The sequence below is a fragment of the Streptomyces rhizoryzae genome, from assembly GCF_023155275.1.
Classification (GTDB): Bacteria; Actinomycetota; Actinomycetes; order Streptomycetales; family Streptomycetaceae; genus Streptomyces; species Streptomyces rhizoryzae.
Window position 1 is genome coordinate 1 of record NZ_JALMUV010000071.1, and the last position, 20,715, is coordinate 20,715.

General features: G+C 72.0%; 18 protein-coding genes and 1 riboswitch. Of the genes, 5 read left to right on the plus strand and 13 right to left on the minus strand.

Annotated features, from left to right (window positions below):
• Positions 1-105: 105 nt before the first annotated feature.
• On the plus strand, positions 106-930 hold the full coding sequence (locus MUU72_RS33310; RefSeq protein WP_248017195.1) for a PhzF family phenazine biosynthesis protein: 825 nt from the start codon (positions 106-108) through the stop codon (positions 928-930).
• Between the two features lie 116 nt (positions 931-1,046).
• On the opposite strand, the gene MUU72_RS33315 is transcribed toward MUU72_RS33310, so the two are convergent.
• Positions 1,047-1,889 (minus strand): CPBP family intramembrane glutamic endopeptidase, encoded by an 843-nt coding sequence (locus MUU72_RS33315; protein ID WP_372503293.1) that lies wholly within the window; start codon positions 1,887-1,889, stop codon positions 1,047-1,049.
• A gap of 191 nt (positions 1,890-2,080) precedes the next feature.
• On the opposite strand from MUU72_RS33315, the gene MUU72_RS33320 reads away from it, so the two are divergent.
• Entirely contained in the window at positions 2,081-3,238 is a 1,158-nt protein-coding gene (locus MUU72_RS33320; protein WP_248017197.1) for a substrate-binding domain-containing protein, read from the plus strand.
• Between the two features lie 52 nt (positions 3,239-3,290).
• Here MUU72_RS33320 and MUU72_RS33325 read toward each other — a convergent pair whose 3' ends face one another.
• The gene (locus MUU72_RS33325) at positions 3,291-4,853 is read right to left on the minus strand and encodes a glutamate-cysteine ligase family protein (RefSeq protein ID WP_248017198.1); all 1,563 of its coding nucleotides are present in this window, start codon (positions 4,851-4,853) and stop codon (positions 3,291-3,293) included.
• A 561-nt stretch (positions 4,854-5,414) separates the two neighbouring features.
• On the opposite strand from MUU72_RS33325, the gene MUU72_RS33330 reads away from it, so the two are divergent.
• Together MUU72_RS33330 and MUU72_RS33335 are read left to right on the plus strand one after the other, a co-directional pair.
• On the plus strand, positions 5,415-6,017 hold the full coding sequence (locus MUU72_RS33330) for a hypothetical protein (RefSeq protein WP_248017199.1): 603 nt from the start codon (positions 5,415-5,417) through the stop codon (positions 6,015-6,017).
• 342 nt (positions 6,018-6,359) lie between these two features.
• Complete coding sequence (locus MUU72_RS33335) at positions 6,360-6,566, plus strand: DUF5999 family protein (protein ID WP_066988197.1); 207 nt, start codon at positions 6,360-6,362, stop codon at positions 6,564-6,566.
• Positions 6,567-6,653: 87 nt separating this feature from the next.
• On the opposite strand, the gene gcvP is transcribed toward MUU72_RS33335, so the two are convergent.
• A complete protein-coding gene (gene gcvP, locus MUU72_RS33340; protein WP_248017200.1) occupies positions 6,654-9,539 on the minus strand; it encodes an aminomethyl-transferring glycine dehydrogenase in 2,886 nt (961 codons plus the stop codon).
• A 190-nt stretch (positions 9,540-9,729) separates the two neighbouring features.
• A riboswitch (glycine riboswitch) is annotated at positions 9,730-9,828 on the minus strand.
• 63 nt (positions 9,829-9,891) lie between these two features.
• Between gcvP and MUU72_RS33345 the strand changes: the two genes are divergently transcribed.
• Positions 9,892-10,344: a PRC-barrel domain-containing protein gene (locus MUU72_RS33345; RefSeq protein ID WP_248017201.1), complete on the plus strand. Its 453-nt coding sequence runs from the start codon at positions 9,892-9,894 to the stop codon at positions 10,342-10,344.
• Here the strand turns inward: MUU72_RS33345 and MUU72_RS33350 are convergent.
• The 10 genes from MUU72_RS33350 to clsA all read right to left on the minus strand — a co-directional run bounded on the left by MUU72_RS33350 (position 10,236) and on the right by clsA (position 20,513).
• On the minus strand, positions 10,236-11,699 hold the full coding sequence (locus tag MUU72_RS33350; RefSeq protein WP_248017202.1) for a DNA polymerase IV: 1,464 nt from the start codon (positions 11,697-11,699) through the stop codon (positions 10,236-10,238). The two genes, MUU72_RS33345 and MUU72_RS33350, sit on opposite strands and share 109 nt — an antisense overlap.
• A 66-nt stretch (positions 11,700-11,765) precedes the next feature.
• Positions 11,766-12,371 (minus strand): MerR family transcriptional regulator, encoded by a 606-nt coding sequence (locus tag MUU72_RS33355; RefSeq protein ID WP_248017203.1) that lies wholly within the window; start codon positions 12,369-12,371, stop codon positions 11,766-11,768.
• A gap of 185 nt (positions 12,372-12,556) precedes the next feature.
• Entirely contained in the window at positions 12,557-13,027 is a 471-nt protein-coding gene (locus MUU72_RS33360; RefSeq protein WP_016571419.1) for a bifunctional nuclease family protein, read from the minus strand.
• Between the two features lie 52 nt (positions 13,028-13,079).
• Positions 13,080-13,838, minus strand: coding sequence for a transcriptional regulator FtsR (gene ftsR, locus MUU72_RS33365; RefSeq protein ID WP_248017204.1), 759 nt, complete (start codon positions 13,836-13,838; stop codon positions 13,080-13,082).
• Between the two features lie 17 nt (positions 13,839-13,855).
• Entirely contained in the window at positions 13,856-14,692 is an 837-nt protein-coding gene (locus MUU72_RS33370) for an FHA domain-containing protein (protein ID WP_248017209.1), read from the minus strand.
• A gap of 130 nt (positions 14,693-14,822) precedes the next feature.
• Entirely contained in the window at positions 14,823-15,782 is a 960-nt protein-coding gene (locus tag MUU72_RS33375; RefSeq protein ID WP_248017205.1) for a DUF881 domain-containing protein, read from the minus strand.
• Between the two features lie 173 nt (positions 15,783-15,955).
• On the minus strand, positions 15,956-16,288 hold the full coding sequence (locus tag MUU72_RS33380) for a small basic family protein (protein WP_003984969.1): 333 nt from the start codon (positions 16,286-16,288) through the stop codon (positions 15,956-15,958).
• Positions 16,285-17,208 carry a DUF881 domain-containing protein gene (locus MUU72_RS33385; RefSeq protein WP_248017206.1) on the minus strand — a complete coding sequence of 308 codons (924 nt, stop codon included), beginning with the start codon at positions 17,206-17,208 and terminating at the stop codon, positions 16,285-16,287. The genes MUU72_RS33380 and MUU72_RS33385 overlap by 4 nt, the downstream gene beginning before the upstream one ends.
• 84 nt (positions 17,209-17,292) lie before the next feature.
• Positions 17,293-19,788 carry a mannose-1-phosphate guanyltransferase gene (locus MUU72_RS33390; protein WP_248017207.1) on the minus strand — a complete coding sequence of 832 codons (2,496 nt, stop codon included), beginning with the start codon at positions 19,786-19,788 and terminating at the stop codon, positions 17,293-17,295.
• Positions 19,789-19,904: 116 nt separating this feature from the next.
• Positions 19,905-20,513: a cardiolipin synthase ClsA gene (gene clsA, locus MUU72_RS33395; RefSeq protein WP_248017208.1), complete on the minus strand. Its 609-nt coding sequence runs from the start codon at positions 20,511-20,513 to the stop codon at positions 19,905-19,907.
• Positions 20,514-20,715 lie beyond the last annotated feature (202 nt).

The following is a 20,715-nucleotide window of genomic DNA, read 5'->3' on the forward strand; positions in this document are numbered from 1 at the left end:
CCCCCCAATCCACCTCCCCCACCAAGTCCACCTCCCCCCCCACCCAGTCCACTCCCCCGCAATTGGACTTGGCCGGTGGACTCGGGCCGCCCCTAGGCTCCGGCCATGAGGATTCGCATCGTCGACGCTTTCACCGAGCGCCCGTTCGCCGGAAACCCCGCGGGAGTCGTGCTGCTCGACTCCGACACGTTCCCCGAGGACGCCTGGCTCCAGCAGGTCGCCGGCGAGGTCAACCTCTCCGAGACCGCCTTCGCGCACCCGCTGCCCCCGGGTGGCGACGCCGACTGGGCGCTGCGCTGGCTCACGCCGGCCACGGAGGTGGACATGTGCGGCCATGCCACCCTGGCCACCGCCCACGTGCTGCACACCACGGGAACGGCGACCGGCACCGTCCGCTTCCGCACCCGCAGCGGGGTTCTGATCACCACCGCCGACGACAGCGGCTCGATCACCATGGACTTCCCGACCGCTCCGCTGACCCCGGTGGACGTACCCGACACCGTCGTACGGGCGCTCGGCGACGTCGAGATCCGCTCCGCCCACAGCACCGGTCCGCACGTCGGTGACCTGCTGCTCGAACTGCCCGACGAGAGGTCCGTGCGGGACCTGGCCCCGGACTTCGCCCTGCTGGGCGGGCACGGCGGGCGGGGCGTGATCGCCACCGCCCGCGCCGAGGACCCCGAGGGCGGCTACGACTTCGTCTCCCGCGGCTTCTTCCCCGGTGTCGGCATCGCCGAGGATCCGGTGACCGGCAGCGCGCACACCGCGCTCGCCCCGTTCTGGTCGGCGCGGCTGGGCCGGGACACCCTGGTCGGCCACCAGGGCGGCGCCCGTACCGGGCGGGTCCGGACCGTGCTGCGCGGCGACCGCACGCTGCTGACCGGCTCGGCGGTGACCGTCATCGACGGCGAACTGCTCGCCACCGCCTGACGGCCGCCCGGTGCGCGGGAGCGCGGGCCCCGGCCGTCCGGCGGCCCGCCCCGCGGTCCGGCCGCCCGGCGCCCCGGTGGCCGGCCGCCCCACCCGCGCGCCCGTTCACCCGCGCGTCACGCCGTCGGCAACCAGGACACCTTCCCCGCGAGCAGCGCGTACCCCAGGAACGCCACGGTGTCGATCAGGGCGTGCGCGGCGACCAGCGGCCCCACCCGGCGGCAGCGCCGGTACACCAGGGCGAAGATCACGCCCATCACCATGTTGCCGACGAATCCGCCGACGCCCTGGTAGAGGTGGTACGACCCGCGCAGTACCGCGGAGGCCGCCACCGCCGCCCAGGGCGTCCAGCCCAGTTGCCCCAGTCTGCGCAGCAGGTATCCGACGACGATGACCTCCTCCAGGACCGCGTTCTGCACCGCGGAGGCGATCAGGACCGGGGCCCGCCACCAGGTGTGGGGCAGCGCCTCGGGCACCACCGTCAGGTTGAACCCGGCCGCCTGCGCGCCCAGATAGAGCAGCAGTCCGCTGCCCCCGATGGCGGCCGCCAGTCCGGCGCCCACGCCGAGGTCGAAGCCGGGCCGCCGCCGGTCGAAGCCGATCGCGCGCAGTCCCCCGGCCCGCTCGCGCAGCAGCAGGTGGGCCACGAGCACCACCGGTACCAGAGCCGTTGCGATCCCGAACACCTGCCAGGCGAGATCCAGCCAGTGCCGGCCCGGCGCGTGCGAGGCGTTGAGCGTCGCCGCCTGGTGCTTGAGGCCGCCGGGCCGGGTCAGCGATCCGACGAAGCTGATCAGGGCCGATACCGCGCTGGCGCCCAGAGAGAGGGCCAGGACGATCAGCGTCTCGTTGCGCAGCAGGCGCCGCGCGGGCTCCCCGGCCGCCTCGGGGGGCCGCCCCGGGCCGCCGCCCGCGCCGGGAACGTCCGCGTCCGCCACGGGACTTGTATCCGACTGCAAAGGTTTCCTCCACTTCCGCGATCCCACCTCTTGGCCGCCTTCGCCCCGCTAGGGTCTCGAAAGCAGGTACGAAGATCGCGCGCGACAGGCCGGGGACGGGCGCCCTCCCTCCGGAGGTGTTCCCGTCCGCATCGATCCCGATGGAGGTCCGGAGCTCCGGGCCTTTCGAGTATCAGGAGAGGCGCTACCGCATGGGACGTCACAGCTTGCCCGACGACTCCACACCGCACAGAACGGGGTCCCCCCGCCCCCGCGCCCGCCGCCGGACCGCCGTGATCGCCACCGCGGTCGCCGTCACGGCCGTCGCCGGCGCCCTCGTGGCCCTGCGCGGCGGCCTCCTGCCGTTCGGGCGGAGCTGCGGCGGCGACTCCGTCCGGCTGGAAGTGGTCGCCTCGCCCGATGTGGCGCCCGCGCTGGAGGCGGTGGCCGGCCAGGCCCGCGAGGACGGGATCCGCAGCGACGGCAAGTGCCTGGACGTCTCGGTGAACGCCCAGGCCGCCTCGGAGGTCGCCGACGCGCTCGCCGGGCGCCCGGCCGACCCGGCGTTCCAGGTGTGGGTGCCGGATTCGAGCCTGTGGGTGGACCGGGTCACCGACGAGCGGGGTTCGTCGCTGACCGCGGTCGGCTCCATCGCGTCGTCACCGATCGTCCTCGGCGCGGTTCCGTCGGCCGCCAAGACGCTGGGTTGGCCGGGCCGGACGTACCCGTGGACGGGGCTGGCCGGGACCGCGGCCGGCGGGGGGTTGCGGCTGGGCGTCGCCGATCCGGCGCACAGCGCCACCGGACTGCTCGCCCTGGCCCGGATCGGCGCCGCGGACGGGAAGGAGGCGGGCACCCGGGCCGAGGCCGCCACCCGCACCGCCGCCGCGGCCGCCCTCCTCTCCGAGCGGGTCGTGGACGGCGACGGGCAGCTGCTGGCCACCCTGCCGCGCGACGGTTCCGGGGGCGAGGCGGGCAATCCGCGCCGCAATCAGGCGCTGCTGCTGTCCGAACAGGCCGCCTACGCGCACAACGCGCACCGGGGCGGCGGCCCGGCGCTCGACCTCTTCTACCCGACGGACGGCACCGCCCGGCTCGACTACCCGTACACCCTGGTCGACGACGCGTCGCTGACCGCCGACCAGAGCCGGGCCGCCAACCGCTTCCTGACCCTGCTCGCCGACACCGCGGGCCAGCGCACCCTGCGCGACCACGGTTTCCGGGCCGACAACGGCCGCCCCGACCTCCGGCTCACCACCGCGGCCGGGGGACGCGATCCGCAGCCGTACGCGGCCGCGCCCGCCGACCCGCCACCGCCCCGGGAGCTCAAGGCCCTTCTGGGCATCTGGGCCAACGCCGCGGCCCGCTGACCACCGGGGCAACAGGCCGCCCGCGCCCTTCCGCCGCGCTGCGCCGCGCCCTTCACGGCATCATCCCCCCGGCCGCCCGCCGTCGCTGGGCCGGCACGACGGCTCCGGTGCCGGTCACCGGCCAGGTGACCGGCCAGGTGTGCACCGGCTCCCCGGTGTGCATCAGTTCGCTGTAGCGCCGGGTCATCGCGGCCAGCGCGGCCTCCCGGCCCAGGCCCTGGCGCCGTGCGTGGCGGAACGCGGCGGCCTGCCAGGACGCCCCGTTGACGCGGCGGGCGCAGCGGGCCTCGATGATGCCCAGGTAGCGGTCGCGGTCGCGGGGTTCGACGCCCCAGGCGTCCAGTCCGGCGGCCGCCAGGGGGAGGAGTTCCTGCCGGACGAGGCGGACGGCGGAGATCTCGGTGAGGCCGCCCGCGCGGCCGGGCCGGGGCCAGTGGAAGGTGGCTTCGATGCCGTGCCGGCAGGCCGCGTCGAAGTTGGCGGCGGCGGTGGTGAACGGGAGCCGGGTCCAGACCGGGCGCGGCTGTTCGGCCAGGGCGCGCACCAGCCCGTAGTAGAACGCGGTGTTGGCGATGACGTCGGCGACGGTCGGGCCGGCCGGTAGGACGCGGTTCTCGACGCGGAGGTGCGGGACGCCGTCGGCGACGGCGTAGACGGGGCGGTTCCATCGATAGATCGTTCCGTTGTGCAACACCAGTTCGGCTAGGTCGGGCACTCCGCCGTCATCGAGGACGGCCAGGGGTTCCTCGGGGCCGCACAGCGGCAGCAGCGGCGGGAAGAAGCGCAGGTTCTCCTCGAACAGCTCGTAGGCGGAGTCCACCCACCGTTCGCCGAACCAGGTGCGCGGGCGCACGCCCTGGGCCTGGAGTTCGGGGGCCCGGGTGTCGGTGGCCTGCTGGAAGACCGGCGGGCGGGACTCGCGCCAGAGTTCCCGGCCGAAGAGGAACGGGGAGTTGGCGCCGACGGCTATCTGGGCGGCGGCGATGGCCTGGGCGGCGTTCCAGACGGCGGCGAAGCGCCCGGGCGTCACCTGGAGGTGCAGTTGCACGGAGGTGCAGGCGGCTTCGGGGGCGATCGAGGGCGAGCGGGTGGCGAGGCGCTCGACGCCCTGGATGTCGATGACGAAGTCCTCGCCGCGGGCGGCCCGCATCTGGTCGTTGAGGAGGACGTAGCGGTCGTTGGCGGAGAGGCTGGAGACGGTGAGGTCGTGGGCGTGCAGGGTGGGCAGGATGCCGATCATGACGATGCGGGCGGCGACCTCGCGGGCTTTCCTCTCGGCATAGCCGAGGCCGGCGCGGAGTTCCTCGGCGAGCTGGTCCAGAACGTGTCCGGACAATCGGTGCGGGGTGATGTTGACCTCAAGATTGCACTGGGCGAGTTCGGTCTGGAAATCCCCGCTGGCGATCCTTTCCAGGACCTGGGAGTTCAGCATGCGGGGCAGGCCGTCGGCGCCCGCGAGATTCAGCTCGATCTCCAGCCCCATGAGATTCTTGGGGCGGTCGAACCGTTTCTCCGCCAGCAGTCGCTGCAATGCCTCCAGGCAGTCGTGGAGCTTTCTTCTATAACGTTCCCGGTCCGCCAGGGCGTTCCCGCCCGCGGCGACCTTCTCCCCCATCGGCGGGTCCCTCCTAGAGTGAACGGCCCGCGGCCACGGGCCCCTTCGGCCCGCCCCCGGGGCCCCCGGGCACGCGCTACGGTCGATGATGCCCGGCAATCTGATCGATAACGCCTCAGGGGCATGCCGGGACCGCTAGGCTCGTAGGGCCGGTCGCGGGGCACTTTCCAGCGGCATATCTCCGCGGCCAGGGCCGAGCGCAATTCACTCGTTAAAAACACCGATGGGTTCCGGCCTACCGTTCCGCCGGTGAATTGCGAGGTGACCTCTTCGGCTTTCCGCACAAAGCGGCGGAAATCGCCCTGGATACCGGTCCGGATTCCGCCTTGCCGGAAATTCTCAAGGCGAGTAGCGGAAACACTTTCAGAACATATGTCGTATAAACTTCGCTCACGAGGCAGAGATGTGGCGCCGCGTCCGGCGGTGTTCCCCCGGTGCCCCCGGCACCGCGTCCGACCCGCCGGTCCGCAGCACCGGTCAGCCATGCTCTGACCCGCCCGCAGACAGCGTCGTCCGCACTGCCGCGCTCCACCGTGTCTCCGAAGCGAGAGGCGACCCGCCATGCCGCTGCATGTTCCTGCTGCCCCCGCGCCTGCCCTGCGCAGCGTGCTCACCGCCCTCGGCTCGCCCACCGCGGTCCGGGAGGCACCGACCGCCGCGCTGCGCACGCATCAGGGCCCGCTGAGCCCCGATCACCCGCTCCCGGTCCACGTCTGGGACGGCGTCGGCCAGGCCGGTCCGCCGCGCACCCGGCTGGTCGGCTGGCGCTTCCTGGTCCGCGGCGGGGAGCACGCCGTGGCGGCCGCCGAGGCCCGGCTCACCCCGGACGGCTGGGCGTTCTCGCACTTCTGCGACGGCCCCTACGTCGCCGCGACGGAACGGGCCCTGCTCCAGGCGGAGTCGCTCAGCGCGCCCTACCAGCCGCGCCTGCTGTCGGTACCGGAGCTGTACATGCTCACCCTCTGGCTGCACCACGACCTCTCCGCGGACGGCGCCGGCGGGCTGCCCGCCCCCGGTGACCTCCTGGTGCCGCTGGCCCCCGCCCCGCCCGGCATCGCTTCGTACCTCCCCCAGCGGGTCGCCGATCTGCTGCCCCGCCTGACCCTGCGCCTGGGCGCCCCGCCCGCGCCGCCCGCGCCGCCGCTGCTCCGCGAACCGGCCTGACCGGTCCGCCGCCGCACCGGCGTTCCGCCCCGGCAGGGAGGAAGGGCAACGCCCGCGCTCGCCGTGCACCCGTGCGCCCCGTGGCCGCCCCGGCCGCGGGGCGCACCACTTTGTCCGCCCCCTGCCCGCCGGTAGCGCCTCAACGCACCGGGGGCCACGCTCACTTGGGAGCAACCGCCCGCACGGGTGACGCGTCGGTACCGAGTGAGTACCGCTGCTGCGAAATCCCTGCGGAATCCCTTCCGTGGGGCAAGACTGGGACCGACAGGAAACGGGGGAGCGGCCATGACCACCTCATCGAGCCGCACGACGTTCACCACTCCGCAGCGAAAGACAACTTCCATGTGCCAGCATCAACCGCCATGCCCGTCAGCTGACTCCACCGACCGGGAGGCCGCCCAGCTGGTGGCGCACCACCCGGAGCAGGGCTGGAGCCTGCTGTGCAACGGCGTCCTGCTCTTCGAGGACACCGGTGAGCTGCTGCCGGACGGGCAGGTCATCGCCCCGCACCGGCCGCTCGGCACGCCCCGGGTGACCGCCGCCGCCTGATCGCGGCCACCCGGCACGTACCACCAGGGCCCCCGGCGCATCGCCGAGGGCCCTTGTTGCTGCCACCGCTCAGGCGGCCGGCGGTGCTCAGCCCTCGTACTCGTCGAGCGGCGGGCAGGAGCAGACGAGGTTGCGGTCACCGAAGGCGCCGTCGATCCGGCGCACCGGCGGCCAGTACTTCTCCGCGGCCACGACCCCGGCGGGGAAGACGGCCTCCTCGCGGCTGTACGGGTGGGACCACTCGCCGCCCAGCGCGGCCGCGGTGTGCGGGGCGTTGCACAGCGGGTTGTCGTCCTTGTCCCACTCCCCCGAGCCGACCTTCTCGATCTCCGCACGGATGGCGATCATCGCGTCGCAGAACCGGTCCAGCTCGGCCAGGTCCTCGCTCTCGGTGGGCTCGATCATCAGCGTGCCGGCCACCGGGAAGGACATCGTCGGCGCGTGGAAGCCGTAGTCGATGAGCCGCTTGGCGACGTCGTCGATGCTCACACCGGTCGCCTTGGTCAGCGGCCGGACGTCGATGATGCACTCGTGCGCGACCAGCCCGCCGGGGCCGGTGTAGAGCACCGGGTAGTGCGGCTCCAGGCGCTTGGCGATGTAGTTGGCGCTGAGCACCGCGACCTGGGTGGCGCGCTTGAGGCCCGCACCGCCCATGAGGCGGACGTACGCCCAGGAGATCGGCAGGATGCCGGCCGAGCCCCAGGGGGCGGCGGAGATCGGGCCGACACCGGTCTCCGGGCCCGCGGTGGGCTGGAGCGGGTGGTTGGGGAGGTACGGCGCGAGGTGGGCGCGGACCGCGACCGGGCCGACGCCGGGGCCACCGCCGCCGTGCGGGATGCAGAACGTCTTGTGGAGGTTCAGGTGCGAGACGTCGCCGCCGAACTTCCCGGGCTCGGCCAGGCCCACCAGGGCGTTGAGGTTGGCGCCGTCCACGTAGACCTGGCCGCCGGCGTCGTGCACCGCCGCGCAGATCTGGGTGATGTGCTCCTCGAACACACCGTGGGTGGACGGGTAGGTGACCATCAGGACGGCCAGCTCGTCCCGGTGCTTTTCGATCTTGGCGTGCAGGTCGTCGGTGTCCACCTCGCCGTCCGCGCCGGTCTTGACGACGACGACCTTCATCCCGGCCATCACGGCGCTGGCGGCGTTGGTGCCGTGCGCCGACGACGGGATCAGGCAGACGATGCGCTGCTCGTCCCCGTTGGCGCGGTGGTAGGCGCGGACCGCGAGCAGTCCGGCCAGCTCGCCCTGGGAACCGGCGTTGGGCTGGATCGACACCTTGTCGTAGCCGGTGACCGCGGCGAGCCGCTCCTCCAGCTCCTGGATGAGGGTGAGGTAGCCCTGCGCCTGCTCGGCCGGGGCGAACGGGTGCAGCTGCCCGAACTCCGGCCAGGTCACCGGCTCCATCTCGGTGGTGGCGTTCAGCTTCATCGTGCAGGAGCCGAGCGGGATCATGCCACGGTCCAGCGCGTAGTCCTTGTCGGCCAGGGTGCGCAGGTAGCGCAGCATGGCGGTCTCGGAGCGGTGCCGGTGGAAGACCGGGTGGGTGAGGTAGTCGTCGGTGCGCAGCAGCTCCTGCGGCAGGGCGTCGGCGGCGGCCGCGTCCAGCGCGTCGATGTCACCCTGCACCCCGAAGGCACCCCAGACGCCGGCCAGCTGGGCGCGGCCGGTGGTCTCGTCGCAGGCGATGCCGACGAGGTCGGCGTCGACCTGGCGGAGGTTGACACCGGCCTCGCGGGCGGCGGCGACGACCTCGGCGGCCCGCCCGGGCACCCGCGCGGTGAGCGTGTCGAAGTACGCGTCGTGGACCAGCTCGATCCCGCCGGCCCGCAGGCCCTCGGCGAGGACGGCGGCGTAGCGGTGGGTGCGCCGGGCGATGGTGCGCAGCCCGTCGGGGCCGTGGTAGACGGCGTACATGCCGGCCATGACGGCGAGCAGCACCTGGGCGGTGCAGATGTTGCTGGTGGCCTTCTCGCGGCGGATGTGCTGCTCGCGGGTCTGGAGGGCCAGGCGGTACGCCTTGTTGCCGTCGGCGTCGACGGAGACGCCCACCAGGCGGCCGGGCAGGCTGCGGGCGTACTGCTCGCGGACGGCCATGAAGCCGGCGTGCGGGCCGCCGAAGCCCATCGGGACGCCGAACCGCTGGCTGGTGCCGACCGCGATGTCCGCGCCCAGCTCCCCGGGCGAGGTGAGCAGGGTCAGCGCCAGCAGGTCGGCGGCGACGGTGACGACCGCGCCCAGTTCGTGGGCCCGCTCGATGACCGCCCGCGGGTCGCGCACCGCGCCGGACGCGCCCGGGTACTGGAGCAGCACGCCGAAGACCCCGCGCTCGGCGATCTCGTCCGGGATGCCGCCGGCGAGGTCGGCCACCACGACCTCCACGCCGGTCGGTTCGGCGCGGGTCCGCAGGACGGCGACGGTCTGCGGCAGGCAGTCCGCGTCGACGAGGTAGACGCCCTGCTTGACCTTGCCGACCCGGCGGGAGAGCGCCATCGCCTCGGCGGCCGCGGTGCCCTCGTCCAGGAGGGAGGCGCCGGAGGTGGGCAGTCCGGTGAGGTCGGCGACCACGGTCTGGAAATTCAGCAGCGCTTCCAGGCGGCCCTGGGAGATCTCCGGCTGGTACGGGGTGTACGCCGTGTACCAGGCCGGGTTCTCCATGACGTTGCGCAGGATCACCGGCGGGGTGAACGTGCCGTGGTAGCCCAGGCCGATCATGGACGACAGGACCTGGTTGCGGTCGGCGAGCGCCCGCAGCTCGGCCAGGACCTCCGCCTCGGTGCGGGCCTGCGGCAGGCCGAGCGCCTCGGCGCTCTTGATCACGTCGGGGACCGCGGCGGCGGTCAGCTCGTCCAGCGAGCCGAAGCCGACCTGCGCGAGCATCTTGGCCTGCGCCTCATGGTCGGGGCCGATGTGCCGACGCTCGAACGGGGTGCCGCGCTCCAGCTCGGTCAGGGAGATGCGGGGACTGGTCATCTGCGGGGGCCTCCTGGTCAATGCGACCTGCGAGGGGCACCACGGCGCTGGTGCCCGGACGGCCTCCCCCTCTGTCATCTCAACCTGAGAGCTTCACCGGCCCGCGGGCTGCGGACCGGCTTTCACCGTCGGTGAGGAGGGGTTCCGGCATTGGTGCCTGTCCGTGGCCCGCCCTGCTTTCCAGAGTGACCTCGTCCATGCGGTACGTGTGCCTGAGAGATTCCGGGGAGGATTTGCTCCTTCGGCGCCCCGTCGAACGAACGACTAAGGACTCTCCCGCATGGGGTCGACGGCCAATCGTCAGCCTACCAGCGCACCGCCGGAACGATCCTTCGAGTGGCCGGGGCATGAAATGTGCCGTTTCGTAGTTGACACACGGCAGTTGCGACCACGTGGAGGGACCGTGCAAACCGATATCGATCCCCGGAGCCTCATCGGCCGCAAAGCGTTCGACCGGAACGGCGCGAAAATAGGGACCGTCGACGAGGTCTACCTCGACGACGCGACGGGCGAACCGGAGTGGGCGGCCGTCCGTACCGGCCTGTTCAGCCGGGACGCGTTCGTCCCCCTGGAGCCGAGCACGATGGTCGGCGACAGCCTGCACATCCCCTACGACCGCAAGCTGATCAAGGACGCCCCGGACTTCGGCGTCGGCCGGCACCTCTCCCCCGAGCAGGAACTCCAGCTCTACCACCACTACCGCCTGGATATCTCCTCCCCGGCCGGGGATCCCGCCGGGCCCGCCGGATCCGGCGGATCCGGCGGCGACACCGGCTTCGGGCGGATCGCGGGCGCGGACGGCTGATCCGGGCCGCCCAGCAGCGACAGCGGCTCACCCGGCCGCAGCGCCGGATCGTCGACGGCGAAGGTCCGCACCCTCCCCGGTGCGGACCACGGCGTCTCGAACCGCACGGTCACCCTCCCCACCCCACTGCCCTGCACCCATCCGGCGCCGAACTCCTCGTGGACCACGTCCACCCCCGGATGCCAGCGCCGCACCGGCTGCTCCCGGGCCGCCGGCTCCCCCACCGCCGCCCCCTCCGGCTCCGCGGCCCCGCCCGCCGCCTGCTCCCCGGCCTCCCGCTCCGTGGCCAGCTGGGCGAACAGGTCCTCCTGCGTGAAGTCGGCCAGCCCGCTGACCCCCACGCCCAGCAGCCGGACCCCGCCGGTGGTGTCCACCGTCTCCAGCAGCCGCACCGCGGCCTCCCGCACGACCGCCGGATCGTCGGTGGGCCCGCGCAGCGTCTCGGACCGGGTCAGCGTGGAGAAGTCGTAGTTCCGCACCTTGAGCACCACCGTCCGGCCGGACCGCCCGGCGCCCCGCAGCCGCGCCACGCACCGGTCGGCCAGCCGCAGCACCTCCGTACGGACCCGCGTCCGGTCGGTCAGGTCGACCTCGAAGGTGTCCTCCACCGACACCGACTTCGCGTCCCGCTCGGCCACCACCGGCCGCTCGTCCCGCCCCAGCGCCATGGCGTACAGCCCCGTCCCGTGGGCCTTGCCCAGCAGCCGCACCAGCTCCGCCTCGCCGGCCTCCGCGGTCTCGGCGACGGTGTGCAGGCCGGCCCGGCGCAGCGCCTCGGCCGTCGCCGGTCCGACGCCGGGCAGCGTGCGCACCGGCATCGGCCCCAGCAGCTCCCGCTCGGTGCCGGGCTCGATGACGACCAGCCCGTCCGGCTTCGCCGCCTCGGACGCGATCTTGGCGAGCATCTTGGCGCCGGCCAGCCCCACCGAACCGGTCAGCCCGGTCACCGCCCGGATGTCGCGCCGCAGCCGCTCCCCCACGGCCCGCGCCGCGGCGGTCTCCGGCGCCACCCCGCCCGCCTCCAGGTCCACGAACGCCTCGTCCAGGCTCAGCGGCTCCACCAGCGGCGAGAGGGCCCGCAGCAGCTCCATGACCGCTTCACTCACCTGGCGGTAGAGCGTGAAGCGGGGGCTGAGGTATGCGGCGTTCGGGCACAGCCGGCGGGCCTGCGCCGTCGGCATCGCCGACCGCACCCCGAAGACCCGCGCTTCGTACGACGCCGTCGCGACCACCCCACGCGGCCCGATCCCGCCGACGATGACGGGCTTGCCGCGCAGACTCGGCTTGGCCGCCTGCTCGGCGGCCGCGTAGAACGCATCCATGTCCAGATGCAGGATGGTCGGCGCACGTCTCACACCACCGATGCTGCCGCACACCACTGACAATCGGTCCGCGCCCGGGCCGCGGGCCGCCCGCCGCCGTCAGCCCGCGCGGTTGCGCCGGCGCGCCAGCTCGTCGTGCGGGTTCTTGCCGATCAGCGTCTCGCCGGTGTCCACCCGCTCGCCGTGGAGCTGCGACAGGACGCCCTCCACGTCCCGCCACACCACGCCCACCGCGATGCCGAAGACCCCCTGGCCGCCCTGGAGCAGGTCCACGACCTGGTCGGGCGAGGTGCATTCGTAGACCGTCGCGCCGTCGCTCATCAGCGTCATCCGGGTCAGATCCGCCAGACCGCGCGCCCGCAGGTGCTGGACGGCGGTGCGGATGTTCTGGAGCGAGACGCCGGTGTCCAGCAGCCGCTTGACGATCTTCAGGACGACGACGTCCCGGAAGCTGTAGAGCCGCTGCGTCCCGGAGCCGTAGGCCGGCCGGATGCTGGGCTCCACGAGGCCCGTCCGCGCCCAGTAGTCGAGCTGCCGGTAGGTGATGCCCGCCGCCGCGCATGCGGTCGGTCCGCGGTAGCCGATGTTCTCCGCCTCGCGGTCTCCCGACACCGCGGCGGCCTGTACCGGACCGCGGTTCGCCGCCGCGCCCGTGTGGAGCGGCAATGCCCCTTCCGCCGCCGTACCGTCGCCGGTGATTGCCACGCCGCCCTCCGTCCTCCACGTCCCGGACGGGACCTGCCATATCGACGGTATGCAGTCACTCGGGGTGCGTCAACGATCGCCGCGCTCGCCACGCCGAGTGATAATCACCCTACGAGTGGTTTCTCGTGACTCGTCACGGGGAAAGGATTACAGGTTGGCCGGAATCAGGCGCTTCGCCTGGCCGGTCACTGGTTGGTCCCGAAGTCCTCCGGCGAGATCTGGTCGAGGAACTCGCGGAACTTCTCCACCTCGTCCTCCTGCTCGTCCGGGATGGCGATGCCCGCGTCGTCCAGCACCCCGTCGGTACCGAAGATCGGGGTCCCGGTGCGCAGCGCCAGCGCTATCGCGTCCGACGGCCGGGCACTGACTTCGACGCCGCTGGCGAAGACCAGCTCGGCGTAGAAGACCCCTTCGCGCAGATCCGTGATGCGGACCTGGGTCAGCTCCTGGCCCACCGCTTCGAGCACGTCCTTGAACAGGTCGTGCGTCAGCGGCCTGGCAGGGACCATGCCCTGCTGGGCGAAGGCGATGGCGGTGGCCTCTCCCGGCCCGATCCAGATCGGCAGGTAGCGGTCGCCCCCCACCTCCCGCAGCAGCACGATCGGTTGGCTGGAAGGCATCTCCACCCGGACACCCACGACGTCGAGCTCGTTCACACAGCAACCCTAGGCCGTGCCCGGCCGGTTTGGGTAGTCGGGACTCGTCCGCTCATGGCAGACGGACGCGCAGGGCGCTCTGCAACAGCGCCGCGTGCAGCCGTACCGACAGCGTCGCCAGCTCCCGCGCGGTGGCCTCCGCATGCGCCCGGGTCTGCGGATTGCGGTGCCGCCGAAGGGGTGCCACGACCTGCTCGACCAGCCCCGCCTCGCGCTCCGCGGCCGCCTTCACCGCCCGCAGGTGACGCGGCTCCAGACCGAAGCGGCCCAGCTCCGCGACGAGCTTGGCGACGCCGACCGCCTCGATGTCGTACTCCCCGTCCTGCTGGGGGACGATGAGCCCGTACGACTCCCAGCCGGCGAGCACCTCCTCCGTCACCCCGGTGGCGGCCAGCAGCTCCGGGCGGCCGATCCGGGCCGCCGTCGGACGGTCCTCGTCCCGTTCCAGAACGCCCTCGACCAGGTCGCGGGGCGGTGCGGCGGGGGCCGGCAGCTGCACCTGCTCGCCCCGTTCCAGGGCGTCGAGGTGCTCCTTGATGACCTTCAGCGGCAGGTAGTGGTCCCGCTGCATCCGCAGGACGTTCGCCAGCCGCTCGACGTCCGCCGCGGTGAACTTGCGGTACCCGGAAGGCGTGCGCTGCGGCTCGACCAGCCCCTCGGACTCCAGAAACCGGATCTTGGAGATGGTGACCTCGGGGAACTCCTCCCGCAGGACGTTGAGCACCCTGCCGATGCTCATCGGCTTGCGGTCCGAGGGGCCCGAGGAGGCGGTGCCGGACGGACCGGCACCGCCTGTCGGTGTGTGGCGCATATGCCTTCCCTGGGCGGTCAGATCCCGACGCCTCGCTGGCTCGCGTAGAAGACCAGGCGGTACTTGCCGATCTGCACCTCGTCGCCGTTGGAGAGGACGACCGAGTCGATCCGCTCGCGGTTGACGTACGTGCCGTTCAGACTGCCGACGTCGGTGACCGTGAAGCGGCCGTCCGGTCCGCGGCGGAACTCCACGTGGCTGCGGGAGACCGTCACGTCGTCGAGGAAGATGTCACCCTGCGGGTGGCGGCCCGCCGTCGTCAGCTCGCCGTCCAGCAGGAAGCGGCTGCCGGCGTTCGGACCGCGGCGGACGACCAGCAGCGCCGAGCCCATCGGCAGCGCGTCGACGGCGGCCTGGGCCTCCGGGGAGAGCGCGGGCGACAGGGTCTGGCCGGTCGCCTCCGCGTCGTACGCCTCGATCCCCGAGATGGAGATCGTCGAGGTCGTCTCCGAGGCCCGCTCGGGCTGGGCGCCCGCGCGCAGCGGCGCGCCGCAGTTGGAGCAGAACCGGCTCGCCTCGGCGTTCCGGTGTCCGCACCTCGTACAAACCGGCAAGGCCGAACCTCCACCCGTCTGCGTGGCTGATGGTTCCTGGGAACCTATGCGGCCGGCACCGGAGGGGTCAACAGAACCCGCGCCGTGCCCCCCGGACGGACCGCCGACCTCGTCACGGAAGAGCGGACGGTTCTCGGGCTCGGCGCCCTCCTCCGCCCGGCGCGGGGCGCGGTGCCGCGCGGAGCCGCTGTCGCCTTCCTGGCGGGCGCTCTTGCCGAACAGCTTTCCAAACAACTTCACGGGCGATTCCCCTTGTACGACACAGACCCGCCCGTGGGGCAGGACGAACCCTCGATGCACACACCAGCCGATCCGGACATCCTGTGAACGTCCGTGGCCTTCAGACAGTTTCCACCACACACCACACGCACGGTGCGTCGACCCCCCGCTACGTCATGCCCTCGTCGGGCCATCACCATACGTGGATGCCTCACTGCGATGACGACCGAGCGTAGTCAGGCCGCTTCGGGTCCCGCAAGGCGTCCACAATGATCTTCCCTTCCCGGGTCACAGACACCGTGGCCTGCTCCTTCTCCAGTGTCTGGACCACTCCGCCAGGGATGTTGAGCGCCGGCTCCAGGTCCTCCGGCTTGCCGATGACCTTGAACCGGTACGGCTGCGTGACGCGCTTGCCGTCGACCTCCACCCCGCCCCGTTGGTCCGAGAAGTAGGTGCTCGCGACGACGCGTACGTCATTGACCTGGATGGCCTCGGCCCCGGCCGCCCGCAGCTCCTGGATGGTGTCCAGCAGCTTGTCCGCCTCCACGGAGTGGTGCGGGTCGTTGATGGTCAGGTTGATGCCGGGGCCTTGCGCCGCGACGGTCCCGGCCAGCACGCCCAGCTGCTGTTCCTTCTCCACGGTCTGTTTACGGGCCTCCTCGGCCTGGTCCGAGCTGTTCTCCAGCTCGGTCTTCTGCCCTTCCAGGCGCCGCTGCTCATCCGTCAACCGCTGGGAGCGGTTGTCCAGTTCGTCCAGGATGCGCACCAAGTCCTCTTGACGCGCGCCCCGCAGCGCACTGCTGTCACTTGTGGAACGTACCTGAATCGCGAGGCCGAGGCCGAGAATGAACAGGAGCAACGCGACGATCAGTTGAGCGCGGGTCAGCCGCGGAGGCCAGAGACTGGCCGCGAGCCGCTGCCGGCCGGTCCTCGCGGGCGGCGTGCGCCCGGCGTCCGCCGCCCCGGCCCCGCCGGCCCCGTCCGCCGGTCCGGCCGCGTCCCGTCCCGCGCCCTCCGGCGCGTCACCGGATGCCGCCGGTTCCTCCGGCGCCCCGGCCGCTGCCGGTGGCCCGGACTCTCCCGGTTCGACCGTGTCGTCCGTTCCCTCCGGTGTACCGGCCTTCCCAGGGGCCGCCTCCCGGCGCCCCTCTTCCCCGGGGCCCTCCGCCACGGCCCATCCGGGCCTGCGGGGGATCTCGGGCGGCATCGGGCGGCGGCCGGCCGGGTGCGGCCGCTCCTCCTCCGGGCCGGCGGTGCGGTCCGGCGGCCGCTCGGGCGTCCGCTCCTCCTCGGGCGTCCGCTCCGGCTCGTGGTGCGCGGGGTTCTCCTCCGGTGCCATCGGCCTCACGCCCGGAAGACGTGCCGGCGGATCGCGGCGGCGTTGGAGAAGATCCGGATCCCGAGCACCACCACGACGCCGGTGGAGAGTTGGGCGCCGACGCCCAGTTTGTCGCCGAGGAAGACGATCAGCGCGGCGACCACCACGTTCGAGAGGAAGGAGACCACGAAGACCTTGTCGTCGAAGATCCCGTCCAGCATTGCGCGCAGACCGCCGAACACGGCGTCCAGCGCGGCGACGACAGCGATCGGCAAGTAGGGCTCGACCACCGTCGGCACCACGGGACGGACGACAAGTCCGACCACGACTCCCACGATGAGGCCCAGTACGGCGATCACGATGTGCCCTTCCCTGTGTCGGTGCCCGCCGCCTTCGCGGCACCGGCCTTCGGCTTTGCGGTACGTACGGTCACACTGGGCGCGGGCGGCAGCGTGACCTCGTTCTCGACGGAAATCCTGGCGCGCACCCCGAAGTTCTCCTGCAACGCGTGCAGATACTGGCCGTCGGCGCTGTCCTGGAACGCGGTGCTCAGCCGCTGCCCGTCCCCCACCGCCAGCACCGTGTAGGGCGGCACCAGCGGCTTGTTGTCGACCAGTATGGCGTCTCCCGCGGCTCTGATCGCCGAGAGGGACGTCAGCCGCTGCCCGTTGACGGAGACCGCCTCGGCGCCGGACTGCCACAGGCCGTTCACGAGGCGCTGCATGTCACGGTCGCGCACCCGGCCGGTGTCCGAGAAGTCACTGCTCTCGCGCGGCCCGCCGGTGCCCGACTGCGACCCCTTGGCGTCGTCCACGACGAGCTTCACGCCCGGCCCGGTGACCTGCGTCGAACCGGACAGCAGCGACAGGAGCTCCACCGTGCCGTCACCGTGCTGCTTGAGCGCCTCGCGCTGCATCCGGTCGACCGCGTCCCGGGTCGCGTCCACCCGCTGCTGCTGGGTGTCGGCCTCGGCGGTGCCCTTCTGGATGCGGTGGATCAGCTCCTCGCGCTCCTTGGCCAGCGTCGGCGCCGAGACCCGCGCCTGCGCCGCGCCCACGGTCACCACCAGCGCCGCCAGCACCAGTCCGGCCGCCAGCCCCAACTTCGCGCGCAGCGTGCGCGGCAGGCCGCCGGCGCCGTCGGCGGACCTGCGGGCGGCTGCCTCGGCGTACCCGTCGTCGAGACTGTGATCCATCACGTTGGTCAGCAGCGACATGGACGCATCGGGGCGCGCGGCCGAGGGGTGGGGGTTGCTCCGATCGGGGCGCTGCTGCGACATGCCGCACATCGTCGCACGTCGGCGTCACGGTCTCCCAACGGCCCCACCGGCGTGCCGACCGCGCGGCACGCCGGTGGGCCGGGGTCAGCGTCCGGCGCTGTCCACGACGGCCGCCCACTCGTCCAGCAGCTGCTGGGCGGAGGCGTCGTCGGGGCCTTCGGCCCACAGGTGCGTGACCGCCTCGGCGGGGTCGGGCAGCACCAGCACCCACCGCCCGTCGGCCTCCACGATCCGCACGCCGTCGGTGGTGTCCACGTCCCGGTCGCCGGCCGCCTCCACGACGTGCCGCATCACCAGGCCCTTGACCGCCCACGGCGTCGCCAGGTCACGCCGCTGGACGTGTGCCCGCGGGATGCGGGCGTCGATCTGGCTCAGCGTGAGCTGTGTACGGGCCACCAGGCCGATCAGCCGGACGAACGCGGCCGCGCCGTCGAAGACGCTGCTGAACTCCGGGATGATGAACCCGCCCAGGCCGTCGCCGCCGAACACCGTGCCGTCCGACCGCCCCACCCTGGTCAGGTCGTCCGGCGAGGTCGTCGTCCACTCGACCTGGGTGCCGTGGTACGCCGCCACCTGCTCGGCGATCCGGGTCGTGGTCACCGGGAGCGCCACCCGTCCGGTGCGGCGCTCGGCGGCGACCAGGTCCAGCATCACCAGCAGCGCCCGGTCGTCCTCGATGATCCGGCCGCGCTCGTCCACCAGGGACAGCCGCTCGCCGACGGGGTCGAAGCGCACCCCGAACGCGGCGCGGGCCGAGGCCACGATCTCGCCGAGCCGGACCAGGCCGGCGCGGCGGGCCTCGGCGGTCTCGGTCGGCCGGGACTCGTCCAGGCCCGGGTTGATGGTCAGCGAGTCGACGCCGAGGCGGCCCAGGAGGCTGGGCAGGACGAGACCCGCGCTGCCGTTCGAGGCGTCCACGACGACCTTCAGGCCGGACTCGCTGATGCCCCTGGTGTCCACCGCCCGCAGCAGCGCTCCCGTATAGGAGTCGAAGACGCTGGAGGGGAAGTGGAGGTCGCCGATCTCGCCGGGGAACGCGCGCCGGTATTCCTGGCGCGCGTAGACGCGGTCGAGCTTGCGCTGGCCGCCCTGGGAGAGGTCCGCGCCGCGCTCGTCGAAGAACATGATGTCGACCGAGTCCGGCACACCGGGCGTGGTCCGCACCATGATGCCGCCGGCGCTGCCCCGGGCGGTCTGCTGCCGGGCGACCGGCAGCGGGACGTTCTCCAGGTCGCGTACGTCGATGGCGCTCGCCTGCAACGCGGAGATCACCGCGCGCTTCAGCGCCCGGGCGCCGCGGGAATGGTCGCGTGCGGTGGTGACCGTGGCGCCCTTCTTCAGCGTGGTGGCGTAGGCGCCGGCGAGCCGCACGGCGAGTTCCGGGGTGATTTCGACGTTCAGGATGCCGGACACGCCGCGGGCACCGAAGAGGTGCGCCTGGCCGCGGGATTCCCAGATCACCGAGGTGTTGACGAACGCGCCCGCCTCGATCGTCTTGAAGGGGTAGACCCGCACATTGCCCTGGACGATGGATTCCTCACCGATCAGGCATTCGTCGCCGATGACCGCGCCGTCCTCGATCCGCGCGGCCCGCATGATGTCGGTGTTCTTGCCGATCACGCAGCCGCGCAGATTGCTCTGCTGCCCGAGGTAGACGTTGTCGTGCACCACGGCCTTGTGCAGGAACGCACCGCTCTTGACGACGACGTTGGAGCCGACGACGGTGTGCTCGCGGATCTCCACACCCGCTTCGACCTTGGCGTAGTCGCCGATGTAGAGGGGACCGCGCAGCACCGCGTCCGGGTGGACCTCGGCGCCTTCGGCGACCCACACTCCGGGCGAGATCTCGAAGCCGTCTATATCGACGTCGACCTTGCCCTCCAGCACATCGGCCTGGGCCTTCACATAGCTTTCATGGGTGCCGACATCCTCCCAGTAGCCCTCGGCGACATAGCCGTAGATGGGCTTGCCTTCCTTCATCAGCTGCGGGAAGACGTCCCCGGACCAGTCCACCGGAACGTCCGGGTCGACGTAGTCGAAGACCTCCGGCTCCATCACGTAGATGCCGGTGTTCACGGTGTCCGAGAAGACCTGTCCCCAGGTCGGCTTTTCCAGGAACCGTTCGACCCGCCCGCCCTCGTCGACGATGGTGATACCGAACTCCAGCGGGTTGGGCACCCGGGTGAGGCATACGGTGACCAGGGCGCCCTTTTCCTTGTGGAACCGGATCAGGTCCGTGAGGTCGAAGTCGGTGAGGGCGTCCCCGGAGATGACGAGGAAGGCGTCGTCCTTGAGGGCCTCCTCGGCGTTCTTCACACTGCCGGCGGTGCCGAGGGGCTTTTCCTCATTGGCATAGGTGAGTTCCATCCCCAGCTCTTCCCCGTCCCCGAAATAGTTCCGGACGAGGGAGGCCAGGAATTGCACGGTCACAACCGTCTCGGTGAGACCGTGCCTTTTCAGCAGCCGCAGCACGTGCTCCATGATCGGCCTGTTGGCCACGGGGAGCAGTGGCTTGGGCATGCTGGACGTCATGGGGCGAAGCCGTGTTCCTTCGCCACCAGCCATCACAACGGCCTTCATGTCGGAAGCGTCCTCCTCAAAGAGACGACGGTCTTGCCGACTTCACTTGTCAAGAGCGCCCGCTATTTCTGCGAGCGGGCGCTGGGCCTTGGCACATTCCTGCCGTACCGGCGAGCTCAGTCGGCCGTGGCGTCCGCCCTGATGATGCGGCGGACCTGGACCACGTAGAGGATCCCTGCCCACCAATAGAGCGCTGTACCCCATCCGGCGAACGCCCATCCGAAAATAGCAGCGAGTGTGTGAAGCCAGCCACTTCCGTCGCTGAGCAGCAGCAACGGGAAGGCATACATCAAGTTGAACGTAGCCGCTTTGCCCAGGAAGTTCACCTGGGGAGGCCCGTAGCCGTGGCGTCCGAGGAAACCGACCGCGATCAGCAGCATCAGTTCCCGGGCGAGCAGCGCCGCGGTCAGCCAGACCGGGAGGATGTCCCGCCACGTCAGACCGACCAGGGTCGAGAGGATGTACAGGCGGTCGGCGGCCGGGTCGAGGATCCGGCCCAGGCTGCTGATCTGGTTCCAGCGGCGGGCGAGCTTGCCGTCGAGGTAGTCGCTGACGCCGCTCAGCGCCAGCACCAGCAGCGCCCAGCCATCGGCCTTCGGGCCCCCGAATTCTGGCCAGAGGATCAACCACAGGAACAGCGGCACGCCGACCAGGCGCGCCATGCTCAAGATATTCGGGATGGTGAGGACGCGATCTGTCTGGATCCGCGTCTCCTGGACCTCCACGCGGAAGCCTCCTGTGGGAAAAATATGCCGATGATGCCCCCGACTTTACCTGGCCCGCCGGCTGCGCCGCGCCGCGGGTCCCCGTCGGCAACGCAAGAAAGCCCCGCCGGGGAACCGAAGTTCCCGGGCGAGGCTTTCTCTTACGTTGAGTTCGGCGGCGTCCTACTCTCCCACAGGGTCCCCCCTGCAGTACCATCGGCGC